Origin of the sequence: Methylocucumis oryzae (genome assembly GCF_000963695.1) — a bacterium.
In the GTDB taxonomy this organism is placed as follows: Bacteria; Pseudomonadota; Gammaproteobacteria; order Methylococcales; family Methylomonadaceae; genus Methylovulum; species Methylovulum oryzae.
The window spans coordinates 1-12,498 of sequence record NZ_LAJX01000195.1; the positions used below are offsets into that span (position 1 = coordinate 1).

Here is a 12,498-nt window from a genome sequence, read left to right on the forward strand (position 1 = left end):
GAAAAAACCTTGGAAATCTTGGTAGCGCTGAACATATTCGATAATTAACGAAGAATGCTCAGATGACGTGGAAAAAATTTGTTTTAAGCCTTCTTGTTTAGAGCCTACTGCGTCGAGTAAAAAATCCTTGCCTTGTTCACGTATAGCATTCACCACAAAATCAATGTGCTCAATACCGTTGCGTTCACCATCTTTAACGGCTAACGCTAGATGATGTAAACGCGGACCGAAGTTGCGGACAAAGCTTTCGGTGGGCGAGGGGAAAATCTTAAAATGGTTAACAAAATAAGGTGTATGACTTGCGCTAAATACTTTTGCCGGGCTTTTAGCTTCGTCAGTATAGTGAATGCTTTTCGTCACATTTGTTGATGAATTTTGCTCGACTACATCTAATGCGCCCCAGAAATAATAGCTGCTTAACGATAACCATTCGAGTAACGCAACTTCTCTGTTTTGGCTATAAACTCGGGTCGCTAAATGGTCAACAGGCAAGATTAAATCATCGATTTGTAGGCGTTTTTTGCTGTGCTTTGGCGTTGTCGCAAGCGGCCCGTGCGGCGTTGTTTTCATTAATTTCGCCTAAGATATACTGTTTAGGGGCAGAGCTTTCGCGCTCTACATAAGCCACAATGGTGTGTGTGTAAGGGGATGGCTTGGTAATGGCTAAATTAGTCGGTAATTCCAAGCGCTGAACATCATCGGCTGAGAAAAAAGTGAAGCCGCGTCCTTGTTGCAGTTTAACTACGTCAGCTAAATCACTGACACGTAAAATCTCGCCTATATAGCGGCTATGCGGTTTATCCTTACCCATAGGATAAAACTTCATTTAAGCTTCTAAAAATGCCGCGAATACCGTCATGTTTGACTTCGCGTATGATTACATCGGGACTGTTATCATCGATGCGTAAGATGTGCGTCCAATGCGACGCGCTTTCTTGAGTATGCACATAATAATAAGATGACATTAAGCACAGCTCGCCAATGTATTCAATGGCATTACCAGGCTCAACCGTTAACATCATCGCGTCTATTTCAAAAATCTTATCGCTTAAGCCCAGTTCGTCACGTTCTTCCAATAATCGATGCAAATATTCATTAAAAAACGCTGACTGCAAATGGTCACCGTGTATTGGATACGATAAGGACGATGTGTTTGTTAATAATGGGCTCATGGTGGGTTCTCGTTAAGATGCGATTTATAAAGCACGTTCTATACCAAAATGACAGCTTCGTCTACGGGTTATTTAAGCCGTTGTTAGACAGCATGATTTTTATGCTCAGACTACGCTAAAAAAATTAACGCGTATCAAGCCCGTCGGGGAAGTGTGCATTATAGTGGTGCGTTACTTTTTACTTACACGGGCTAACCCGTTGCAAAGTTGCGTAAACTTAGCCTAATCATGCATAGTACGCGAGTTTTTAACGCTGGCTATATCTTTGAGCGGTTACATTCGGTTTTTCATTTGAAGGTACGCGTTGTGCCTGTTTAAATTAAGGATGTTATCTGTCCAAGCTTAAGAGGGTAGCCCCACTTTTACCTTAGCGATGCAGGTTATTATGAAAAATTCGAGCATAACGGATGTGATGAGGCAAGCCGATGAGCTAACCTCGTTAGGCCAAGCAGATGAGGCTGTGCAATGTTATCAGCAATGGTTAACGGCTGTAGCAGAAGACGAGTTGCCTTATCAGTATATCGCGTGGTTTAACATGGGGGTTTTATTACGCAGCTTAGGTCAAATCGATGAAGCGATTACCGCTTATCAAACGGCGCGGCTGTTAAAACCCGATTTTTATCAAGCAGCCGTCAACTTAGGGCTTGCGCAAGAAGCTAAAGGCATGAATGAAGCGGCAATACAAACTTGGTTAGCCGCTTTACAGCCTATAGATGCTCAAACCACATTACTTAATCATTTAGGTCGTTGCTTAGAGTCTATGCGGCAATTTCAGCAAGCCGAGGCGATGTTAGAGCGCAGCTTACTATTGAATCCTAAGCAACCTGATGCGATTCAGCATTTTTTGCCATTTACGTCAAAAACAATGTCAATGGCCTATCATTAAGTCGTTTCCCGGCTTATCACAACAGTATTTCTTAGAAAGCTTTGGACCTTTAGGTTTATTAGCATTAGCCGACGACCCTGGTTTGCAGTTGTCGGCCGTGCAAGCTTGGATGGCGCGTAAAATACCGACTGAGCTACCCAGATTAGCACCGTATCAAGTGTATGAGCATCAACGCTTGCGTATTGGTTATTTATCGTGTGATTTTCGTTGGCACGCGGTCAGCATCTTAACGGCTGAGCTATTTGAGTTACATGACCGTAGCGAATTTGAAATCTATGGTTTCGATTTCAGTGTTGACGACGGTGGGGTGATGCGTAAACGCGTGCTTAACGCAATGGATCATCATGTCCCTATACACGAGCTAAGCGATGAGGCCGCAGCGCGTTTGATTCGTGCGCATGAAATCGATGTGTTAATCGATTTAACCGGTTTAACGGCAGGGGCGCGTTATAAAATTCTGGCGTATAAACCGGCACCGATTCAAATTTCTTATTTGGGCTTTGTCGGTAGCTGTGGTTTACCGCAAATGGATTATGTTTTAGTCGATAGATTCGTGTTTCCCGAAGCCTTAGCACCGTATTACGTTGAAAAGCCCTTATATTTACCTGAAGTGTATCAAATCAATGATAGTAAGCGCGTGATTGGACCTACGCCTAGCCGTGCTGAACTTGGTTTGCCGGAACAAGGCTTTGTCTATTGTTCGTTTAATGGCAGTTATAAAATTACTCCAGAAATTTTTGCCTTATGGATGCGTATCTTGCTTAGAGTGCCTAATAGCGTGTTATGGCTGATTGCTGATAATCCTTGGGCGCAAGCTAATTTAATCGAACAGGCTAAACGTCATGGCGTGCAATCTGAGCGTTTAGTGTTTGCTCAGCGTGTGTCGCCTGCCGACTATCTGGCGCGTTATCGTGTAGCGGATTTACTGTTAGATACAAGTCCTTATAACGCTGGAACCACTGCAAGCGATGCGTTGTGGGCAGGATTGCCGGTATTAACCTGTCCAGGACGCACCTTTGCGGCGCGTATGGCCGGTAGCTTGTTAAATGCAGTAGGCTTAACCGAGCTAATCATGCCGGATTGGCTGGCGTACGAAAATAAAGCCGTGCAACTGGCTTATCAAACTGATGAATTAGAGCGCTATCGTCAGCGTTTAAAAACCTCAGCGTTAAGCTCACCTTTGTTTGATAGCAAGCGCTTTGTGCGTCATTTTGAAGAGACATTAAAGCTTGCCGTGAGCTTAAACCATATCTGTCAAGAATAAGGGTGTGTCTTAACCATTCCCGCCCATAGATAAAAAATATGCCAAAAGTGAGTACTTGGTTAAAAAATATTGCGAAAGTAACTAAAGTTTTTCTTGGCACAGTCGCTAAAAGGTCTAACCGCTCAGTCGCATGGGCGGACGTTACTCACTACAACACACACTAGAAGGCATTCAAATGGCTACGATTATTTATGCAGACCTCACTCCAGAAGAAATAGCTGCGTTACCGACATCGACTATTTCGGCGATATCATCGGCAGACCTTACCAGTTTATCGTTAGACCAGGTAGCTGCCTTAACTGCCGAGCAAATCGTTTCATTAAAGACAAAAGTAGCGATCTTCACTGTTGACCAAATACCCGCTTTGACAACTGAGCAAATGGCGGCATTAACCAAAGACCAGACCAAAGCGTTAAAAACCACGCAATTGGAAGTATTGACCACTGATCAATTGATTGCTATTGATCCTACCGATTTAGCAGCATTGGTCAGCACTCAAATTAAAGCACTCAGTAGCGATCAAATATCTGCATTAACTACAGATCAAATTGCTGCATTATTAACTGCGCAAATTATTGCTCTTGAAACCGATGACATTACGGCATTAAGCAACGATCAAGTCGTAGCGATGACCACTGCTCAAGTTAAAGTACTGTCCAGCGCACAAATTGCAGCATTATCACCCTCACAAGCGGCTGCGTTAGAGCCAGCAGATATTTTTGGTTTAAGTAGCTTACAAATCAGATCATTCACAACCGATGCGATTGGTTCATTAAAAACCGACCAAATTGAGGCGTTAACAAAAACCAACATCGTCGGTTTGACTAGCGCACAAATCGCTGTAATGACTAATGCTCAAATCGCGGCGATTGAGACGGGTGACATTACTGCGATGACCACAGGCCAAATTAAGGCCATGTCAGGCACGCAAATTAAAACGTTAACGGCCGACCAAATTGAAGTATTGACGACTGCGCAAGTCAAAGCCATAGATGCAACAGATATTACCTCGATGTCTACTACGCAAATCGATGCGATGACGACGGCGCAGATTAGAGTATTAGGCACCGATCAAGTGCAAGCCATGACGTCAGCGCAAGTAAGAGCATTAGAAGAAGGCGATATAGCGGTAATGAGCAGCGCACAAATTACTGCGTTAGCCAATGACGTGTCAAAAATGACCGTCGACCAAATCGCCGCGTTGACTAAAACGAATATTATCGGTTTAACACCATCGCAAGTAGCCAGTTTAGTTGCGACTACACAAATTCCTGCGATAGAAACGGCTGATTTGACCGCGATGACGACGGCGCAGATTAAAGCATTGACGACTGCTCAGGTGTCTAATTTAACGGAAGACCAAATTGCTGTGTTAAGTTCGGCACAAGTGGCAGCGCTTGATACGGCAGATATTGCTGTGTTAAGCACAAGCCAAATTGATGCATTAACGACAGCAGCTGTTAAAGGTTTAAGCACTGGGCAAATCAAAGCCTTAACAACGGCGCAAATACCGTCGTTAAGCCCAGACACAATTTCAATCTTAAATAGCATACAAATTAAAGCGATTGAAACGGGTGACATTCCGGTGTTAACCGCCGATCAAATTGCTGCGTTGACAACGGCTAATATTAAAGGTTTAAGCAATGCACAAGTCAATGCAATGAGCTCTGACCAAATCGCTGCGATTGAGTCAGCTGATTTTGCCGTATTAAGCAGCGCTCAAATCAAATCTATTAGTACCGGCGATATTGCGGCGTTAACGACTGATCAAATCGTCGCGTTGACTAAAACCAGCATTATTGGCTTATCAACCACGCAAATTCAGCAATTAACAACGGCTCAGTTACCTAGCATTGAAACAGCCGATATAAAAGTCATGACGCCGGCGCAAATTAAAGCATTAACCACTGCGCAAGTGCCTTCATTAACTTTAGACCAAATCAGTGCGTTAAGCTCAACCCAAATCGCATCGTTAGATGCTGATGACATCGCCGTGATGACTAATGCGCAAATTGCCGCGTTGACAACAGCTAATATCAAAGGTTTAACAGCGGCACAAATCGGTGCGCTCAGCACTGAGCAAGTGTCTAATATAGAAGCGGAAGATATTGCGGTATTAAGCACGGCACAATTAAAAGCGTTAGATACCGATATTTCGGCCTTAGGCGCAGACCAAATGGCGGCGTTAACGGCAAGTAATATTAAAGGCTTAACCACTGCGCAAGTAGCTTCTTTAAGCGCTAACCAAATTCAAGCACTGACTCCCGATAACATTATCGGTTTAACGACGGCGCAAATGAAAGCATTGACGGCTGCACAGTTAACGGCGATTGAATCGGATGATTTAAATGTATTAAGCGCTAGCCAGCTTGCCGCTATTGACGCTAGCGATATTAATTCGTTGAATTCTACTCAGCTTGATACCTTTTTATCAGCGCTTAGCAATCCGGTTAAAGTCGATGCTACCGGTTTCAATTCCGCTGCGTTAGATGTGTTAGCCGCTAATGCAGGCAATATTAGTGCGATAACCGGTGTGATGGCGTTAACTTCAGGGCAAGATACCGAAGAGTTAAGCACTTTATTGGATTTATATAGCGGTACATCAGCAACGGTTGTTGCAACCGGTATGGTGTCTGATGATATGGACGTTATCGCGGCTAATAGCTCTAAAATTGCCGCTTCAGGTATTTCCGGCACGATTAGCTTGACGCAATCGCAATATGAAACGATTACCGGGGTAAAATTAAGAAACTCTGGTACTGATGCATTAACGATTAGCGAAGTGGCCGATGACACAACGGTGACGGTTAACGGTTTCTCTGGCGCATCATTTACCGGTACGTTAGTCAGTGGTGGTACGAGTGGTAAATTCGTCGTTATCGCAAGGGCTGGTGCGCAATCCATTACTACCGATGACGGCGATGACATTATCACCGGTGGTGCAGGTGCTGATACGTTAGATGGTGGCAATGGTGACAACACCTTTATTTATTCAAGCGTTAACGCCTTTGTGATTGGCACCGCTACCGTTGATACGATTACCGGTGGTACAGGCACCGATACGGTACAAATTTCCGAAGCGATAACCTTAGGCAATACGGTTGATTTATCAACGACAACAACTAACGTTGAACGTATTGTTGCAGCCGCGCAATCGGCATCAGCCTTAGCGCATAGCATTACGATAGGAGCAGGTTTATTGTCTGGCTTTAATACGATTGACTTATCTGCCGATACTAACTCAGCCTCAACCGGCGTTATTAACTTAACTGCGATTACCGCTGTAACAGGTGGTGCTACGCTGAAAGGGGTGGCTAAAGGTGCAAATACGATAACCGGTGGTGATGAAATAGATACCATTTACGGTGGTTCTGCGGCGGATGTGATAACTGGTGACGGTGACGGTGCTGATGCTGCTGCCGATGTTATTTATGCTGGTGCAGGAAACGACACGATAAACTTCATTCGGGGTGACTTAGCGGCTGCTAGCGTAGTGGGTGGTACTGGCACAGATACTATTGCGATTACTGCCGCATCGGTCGCTATCGTTGATGCTGATTTCGCCAATTACAGCCAAGTTGAAAAATTATCGTTAACCGGTGTCAGCACAGCGGTGTTAGGTAGCAATGCCGGCGCAGCAGGCTTTACTACCGTGGTTACCGGTGCCGGTGATACTAGCATTACTAGTACGCAAACCTCGTTAACGGTCGACGGTAGCAGTATCGGTGCTAACGACTTAACCTTAGCGGGTTCTGCTAATATCACAGCAACCGTTGGAGCAACAGCAACATCCATTATCGGCACAACCGCGACAGGTAATTTAACCTTAACCGGTGGCGCAGCGATAACGACGATTAACGGTGGTTCTGGTGACGATGTGATTACTGCTTCGTCAACCGCTGCTAATACTGTTGTCGGTGGTAACGGTGCTGATACGCTTAACATCAATTCATCTGGTGCTACGGCGTTTTACTGATTTAGGTACGGGTGGCTCTGTTGATGTGCTTAAGATAGCTGCAGCGGCGGGTGTGGTAACTGCAACGGTCACTGGTGACTGGACAGCAACCTCAGGTTCTTACAACTTAGGTACCGCGATAACCGATGTGATTTTAAACACCGCCGCATCTAACGTAGACTTAACCGAAGTGACTACCGGTAACGGCTGGACGATAAATAATACAGCCGCAGCCGCATTAAGCTTAAAAGGTAGTGGCGGTAATGACAGTATTACTGGTGGTACTACGAGTGACACGTTAGTCGGTAACGCGGGTAACGATACCTTGGTAACAGGTGTGACTACGGCGGGTAATACCGATAGTATGACAGGAGGCGCTGGTAATGACACCTTTAACGTGGCAGGTGCTTTAGGCACGGTGGTTATTACGGATTGGGGCAATGGTGTAGATGTACTTTCTGGCGCATTAGGTGCTGCTACGGGTGCAATAAATGTGACGATTAGCAATAGCTCAGCAACCGCGTTAAGTTTGGCTACAGCAGCAGCTGCTGCGACTAACACCGCCACGGTAACCGGTGGCACTGCAGCTGATACGATTACGGGTGGTGCTGGTAACGACTCGATTTCAGGTGGCAACGGCGCAGATAGTATTACCGCAGGTGATGGTGACGACACGATTGTCTTAACAGAAACCGTTTCAGCGGTCGATAAAGTTGTCTTAGGCGCGACATTTGCCGCTAACGGTACCGATACGATTACCGGCTTCAAAAGCGGTACTGATAAAATCGACATTAATGCTTTTGGTACGGCAACCTCGTTTACTACTACTGGTGCAGCGGTTTCCTTCACTGCAGCCGCTAATGCCGTCTTGTTCTTTAGCGGTGGTTCTGCTGGCGATGCGGATTCGTCAGCAGCCTCAATAACCTTTATGAATGCGAATTTGACCTATACCGATACGGCTGCAACGTTTTATGCTGTGGTGGTCGATGATGATTCGACAACCATATATGAAGTGTTAGGTGATGCCGGTGGTGACGAATTTACCGGTGACACGCTCTCGGTTGTTGCTACTATTGGTACCGTAATGGCCTCTAGCGACTTCTTGTTCACCTAAGCAAGCGCTGTTATACGCGTTGTCTCCAACCGCCTAAATGCCTAGCATTTAGGCGGTTTTTTTCATTCCCACGCTCTGCGTCACTGCCATCAAGTTAAGAGATAAATATTAAGGAATAAAATAATTAGCGTTGTGTAGGTTGGGTTAGCGATAGCGTAACCCAACATTTAACGCTCCGATGTTGTCGGGTTTTCTCGTTCCCACGCTCTGCGTGGGAATGCCTATCTGTGTTCAATTCAGGACTGTTTTCCGTCCGTATCAAATGTGATAGCTTAATCGTGGGTATGCATTCCCACACAGAGCGTGGGAACGAGAAGACCTTTGAGGCCACCGATTATTTGCTGGTATGCGTATACACGCCATCCCAATTCTCACCGGGCGGTGCTATGCGGTATTCATCTATGCGCTCAAGATAAAGTGCGTAAAAATCGTCATCGGGATAACGGCTTTGTAAATCTTCAAAAATATCACAGGCTTTACCCCATTGTTGTGAGCGATAAAAAGATAAGGCTTCAGCCACTTCGGCAACCGTTTGACGTTGGTCTTCACTGGTCTCATCAACGGTCGCGATAGGTTCGTAAATAGTGATGGGCTTTTTCTTACCTTTTACCCGAACTCTATCTAATTCCCGATAAATAAAGTCAGGCGCTGCGTTTTTGGTCGATTCGCTGACAATAATTTTAACGCTGTATTGTTTCGTCAAGCCTTCTAAACGAGAGCCTAAATTGACGGCGTCCCCCATGACGGTGTAGGCCATGCGAAATTCCGAACCCATGTTGCCTACGCTCATCGTACCGGTATTAAGCCCTATGCCCATATCGATGACTGGCCAGTTTTTTGCGGAAAATTCTTGCTGCAATAGAGATAACAATTTGATGATATTCAGCGAAGCCCCCACTGCTAAAGTTGCATGGTTGTTATTGTGAATCGGCGCCCCCCAAAACGCCATAATGGCATCGCCGATATATTTGTCTATCGTGCCTTGGCTTTCATGGATGATTTTGGTGACAGGCGTAAAAATGGCGTTAATCAGTTCGCATAAGTCGTGCGGGGCTAGCGTTTCAGAAATGGTGGTAAAGCCACGCACATCGGAAAAAAACACCGTCATCTCTCGGCTTTCACCTTGTATGGAAAATTCTTCATCCGATTGGCTCATTTGTGCGACTAATTCGGGGGGAATGTATTGACCAAAAATATTGCCTAATTGTTTTTTACGGCGATTTTCTAAGAAAAAACCAAAGAATAAATGTACGCCGTACAATAAGCTGAATTCGGATAGCGGTGCAGCTAAGGCTAAATCGCTATTCTTATCATGCCAATAATAACCATTGATGAAGACTAAAATGGCTAGCATTAACAGGAATACGATAGCCGACGTTAAAATAGCGACTCTAGGAAACACCAGGATTGCTAGCAAACCTAAGATTAATGCGGTGAGTATCTCAGAGCTGACGGCGTTATTGGGTTTGGCTTTAATTCTCTCATCTAATAACCCGCTTAAAATATTAGCGTGTACTTCGACGCCGTTATACAAATTGCCTACCGGCGTGGCCCTGGAGTCAAAAAGACCGGGAGCCGTCACGCCAAACAAGACGATTTTATCTTTAAGCTGGTCTAGTTCTGCTTTGCCGTTTAATACATCAGCCGCTGAGATGTAAGGAAAACTATTAATATTGCCCCGGAATGGCACGAGCATTGCGCCTTCGGCATCTACAGGAATGGTAAAGCCTTCGACGCGTATGCCTTCTAAGCGATTATCGCTTTTACCATATTGATTAGTGGAAAACTCAGGTTTTGGTAAATCAAATAATGCCCTAAACATCGCGAACGACAAGGACTCATAGATTTTGTTGTGATATTGCACAATCAGCGGTAATCGTCGGTACACGCCATCTATATCGACTTTAGGGTTATTAAAAAAACCGCCTGCGTATGCAGCTTGTTGTAAAAGGGGTAGGTTGCCAGTATAGCTTTTAGGCTCGATTAATGCCTGTGCAAACGGTATCGTCGTGGCATCAGCAAGAGGCCGTGGTAATAAGCCAATTTCATTATATTTTTCTTCAATATGACTGTTGAAAAAGCCTAAAACGGTTTTGCGATTGCTTAGGCTATTGGCAAAGACTTGGTCAAACGATAATTTGGCTTTTAATTTTTCAACCGCCATCTGAAAGTTTGCGTCGTCTTTTAATTCTTTATCAGCCAGCTTTTCAACTAATTCTAAGCCAGAGCTTTTATCCTCTTCGGCAAATACCATATCGAAGCCCACGAGTTTAACGTTGTAATAATCAAACAACATGTCCATTAAATACGCAATTTTATTTCGGCTCCACGGCCAGCGGCCTTCGACGGCTAAGCTTTGTTCATCGACAGCAACAATGACAATGCGCGAATCGACAGTATTCGGCATCGTGGCACGTAAACGCATATCGTAAAAAATGTTTTCCATGCGTGACAGGGTCGGAATAATGAAATGCCCTGAGCTATGCGCGGCATATAAGCCGGTAATGAGCAGGCAAGCAATGAGACGATAGATTTTTAACCACTTATTGCTATTTAACATAAAATATGAGCGGCAATATAAACGAAGGGATTTTTAAGCCTCGAATGGTATACTGAAAAGCTATAATTTTGCTATTGGAAAAAAAATTTAGCGTTTGAGTTTGGTCGCAAGATAAACAACCTTGAATGCGTACCATAGAACTTGCTTTTAAAATGATATGCCTACTGTTGAAGTCTTTGATATAACCTGTCGTCAGTGTCCCCGTTTGGCGGAGTATTTAGCGACTATTAAACAACAATATCCTAGTTACCATGCCCAACCGGTCGCGCCATTTGGTGCAGACCAGATTCAATTATTAATTGTCGGTTTAGCCCCAGGGTTGCATGGGGCTAATGCTAGCGGGCGACCGTTTACCGGTGATTATGCCGGGTTGCTGTTATACCAAACCTTGTATAAGTATGGGTTTAGTAATGCACCGGTTTCAAATGCGCTTAATGATGGTTTAGAGTTAAGCCGTTGTCGGATTACCAATGCTGTTAAATGCGTACCGCCTCAGAATAAGCCATTACCTAGTGAAATTGCGCACTGCAATCATTATTTAAGTGCCGAGTTACATGCCTTACCTGAGCGAGCGGTTATTTTAGCGTTAGGACAAATCGCTCATCAATCGGTGTTAAAAGGCTTTGCTATTAAACAAAAACAAGCAGTGTTTAAGCATAATAGCCAGCATGAATTACCGGGTGGACGGATTTTAGTCGATTCCTATCATACTAGCCGCTACAACATGCAAACCGGGCGTTTAACAGAAGCTATGTTTCAGCAGGTTTTTGACCATATTACAGCCTTGCTCGCTGAGAAGAGCTAAGGTCTGTTAGAATCGCTTTTATTTTACCTTCAGAGAACTAGGTGTTATGGGTATTAAATCGGATAAATGGATACGGCTTATGGCAGAACAACAGCGCATGATTGCGCCGTTTGAGTCAGGTCAGATAAGAGAAACGGAACGAGGCAAAGTTATTTCTTACGGTACATCGAGTTACGGTTATGACGTGCGTTGCTCCGATGAATTTAAGATTTTTACCAATATTAATTCAGCCATCGTCGACCCTAAGGCATTTGATTCTAACAGTTTTATCGATGTGAAGGCCGATGTGTGCATTATTCCGCCCAATTCGTTTGCGTTAGCAAGAACGGTAGAATATTTCCGGATACCGCGCGATGTACTCACTATTTGTTTAGGCAAATCAACTTATGCGCGTTGCGGCATTATTGTTAACGTTACACCGTTAGAGCCAGAATGGGAAGGGCATGTAACGTTAGAGTTTTCCAATACCACGACACTACCCGCTAAAATTTATGCTAATGAAGGGGTGGCGCAAATGTTATTTTTTGGTGGTGATGAGGTGTGTGAGACGTCTTACAAAGATAGAGGCGGTAAATATCAAGGTCAAACCGGGGTAACCTTGCCTAAAGCCTAGATGTATTAGGTTTAAAGGCTACCCACTTAAGCCGGGACAGGTCATTCGGCAACTGCTCCTGCGTTGCCCTACTACAAGCCATCCCTGGCCGTTATCAGAGTGAAGGACGCCGTAAATACGTCCCTGTAG

Annotated in this window: 9 protein-coding genes and 1 pseudogene; 6 read left to right on the top strand and 4 right to left on the bottom strand. The window is 44.6% G+C overall.

Annotation, left to right across the window (positions count from 1 at the left end; all coding sequences use genetic code 11):
- The 3 genes and pseudogenes from VZ94_RS27205 to VZ94_RS27215 form a co-directional block, all read right to left on the bottom strand.
- Positions 1-570, bottom strand: a pseudogene (locus VZ94_RS27205) (hypothetical protein); the annotation flags it as partial.
- Positions 500-826 (bottom strand): hypothetical protein, encoded by a 327-nt coding sequence (locus VZ94_RS27210; protein ID WP_204369193.1) that lies wholly within the window; start codon positions 824-826, stop codon positions 500-502. The gene VZ94_RS27210 and the pseudogene VZ94_RS27205, both read right to left, overlap by 71 nt.
- Positions 804-1,172, bottom strand: coding sequence for a hypothetical protein (locus tag VZ94_RS27215; protein WP_204369194.1), 369 nt, complete (start codon positions 1,170-1,172; stop codon positions 804-806). Before VZ94_RS27215 ends, VZ94_RS27210 begins: the two co-directional genes overlap by 23 nt.
- A 385-nt stretch (positions 1,173-1,557) precedes the next feature.
- Here VZ94_RS27215 and VZ94_RS23515 point away from each other — a divergent pair, with 385 nt between their 5' ends.
- The 4 genes from VZ94_RS23515 (at position 1,558) to VZ94_RS16760 (ending at position 8,391) form a co-directional block, all read left to right on the top strand.
- Positions 1,558-2,058 carry a tetratricopeptide repeat protein gene (locus VZ94_RS23515; RefSeq protein ID WP_052700667.1) on the top strand — a complete coding sequence of 167 codons (501 nt, stop codon included), beginning with the start codon at positions 1,558-1,560 and terminating at the stop codon, positions 2,056-2,058.
- Positions 2,000-3,322, top strand: coding sequence for an O-linked N-acetylglucosamine transferase, SPINDLY family protein (locus tag VZ94_RS16750; protein ID WP_052700668.1), 1,323 nt, complete (start codon positions 2,000-2,002; stop codon positions 3,320-3,322). The genes VZ94_RS23515 and VZ94_RS16750 overlap by 59 nt, the downstream gene beginning before the upstream one ends.
- Before the next feature lie 175 nt (positions 3,323-3,497).
- Entirely contained in the window at positions 3,498-7,298 is a 3,801-nt protein-coding gene (locus VZ94_RS23520) for a beta strand repeat-containing protein (RefSeq protein WP_052700669.1), read from the top strand.
- Positions 7,249-8,391, top strand: coding sequence for a calcium-binding protein (locus VZ94_RS16760; protein ID WP_131655606.1), 1,143 nt, complete (start codon positions 7,249-7,251; stop codon positions 8,389-8,391). Before VZ94_RS23520 ends, VZ94_RS16760 begins: the two co-directional genes overlap by 50 nt.
- Before the next feature lie 334 nt (positions 8,392-8,725).
- On the opposite strand, the gene VZ94_RS16765 is transcribed toward VZ94_RS16760, so the two are convergent.
- On the bottom strand, positions 8,726-10,951 hold the full coding sequence (locus VZ94_RS16765; RefSeq protein WP_045780098.1) for a CHASE2 domain-containing protein: 2,226 nt from the start codon (positions 10,949-10,951) through the stop codon (positions 8,726-8,728).
- 157 nt (positions 10,952-11,108) lie between these two features.
- On the opposite strand from VZ94_RS16765, the gene VZ94_RS16770 reads away from it, so the two are divergent.
- Both VZ94_RS16770 and dcd read left to right on the top strand, forming a co-directional pair.
- Positions 11,109-11,756, top strand: a complete 648-nt coding sequence (locus VZ94_RS16770; RefSeq protein WP_045780099.1) for a uracil-DNA glycosylase — start codon at positions 11,109-11,111, stop codon at positions 11,754-11,756.
- A gap of 46 nt (positions 11,757-11,802) precedes the next feature.
- Positions 11,803-12,369 (top strand): dCTP deaminase, encoded by a 567-nt coding sequence (gene dcd, locus VZ94_RS16775; protein ID WP_045780100.1) that lies wholly within the window; start codon positions 11,803-11,805, stop codon positions 12,367-12,369.
- The last annotated feature ends 129 nt before the right edge of the window (positions 12,370-12,498 follow it).

What these genes read in the sequence shown, in the direction of transcription:
- VZ94_RS27210 (WP_204369193.1), bottom strand. Translation starts at nt 826, where the DNA reads ATGAAGTTTTATCCTATGGGTAAGGATAAACCGCATAGCCGCTATATA.
- VZ94_RS27215 (WP_204369194.1), bottom strand. Translation starts at nt 1,172, where the DNA reads ATGAGCCCATTATTAACAAACACATCGTCCTTATCGTATCCAATACAC.
- VZ94_RS23515 (WP_052700667.1), top strand. Translation starts at nt 1,558, where the DNA reads ATGAAAAATTCGAGCATAACGGATGTGATGAGGCAAGCCGATGAGCTA.
- VZ94_RS16750 (WP_052700668.1), top strand. Translation starts at nt 2,000, where the DNA reads ATGCGATTCAGCATTTTTTGCCATTTACGTCAAAAACAATGTCAATGG.
- VZ94_RS23520 (WP_052700669.1), top strand. Translation starts at nt 3,498, where the DNA reads ATGGCTACGATTATTTATGCAGACCTCACTCCAGAAGAAATAGCTGCG.
- VZ94_RS16765 (WP_045780098.1), bottom strand. Translation starts at nt 10,951, where the DNA reads ATGTTAAATAGCAATAAGTGGTTAAAAATCTATCGTCTCATTGCTTGC.
- VZ94_RS16770 (WP_045780099.1), top strand. Translation starts at nt 11,109, where the DNA reads ATGCCTACTGTTGAAGTCTTTGATATAACCTGTCGTCAGTGTCCCCGT.
- dcd (WP_045780100.1), top strand. Translation starts at nt 11,803, where the DNA reads ATGGGTATTAAATCGGATAAATGGATACGGCTTATGGCAGAACAACAG.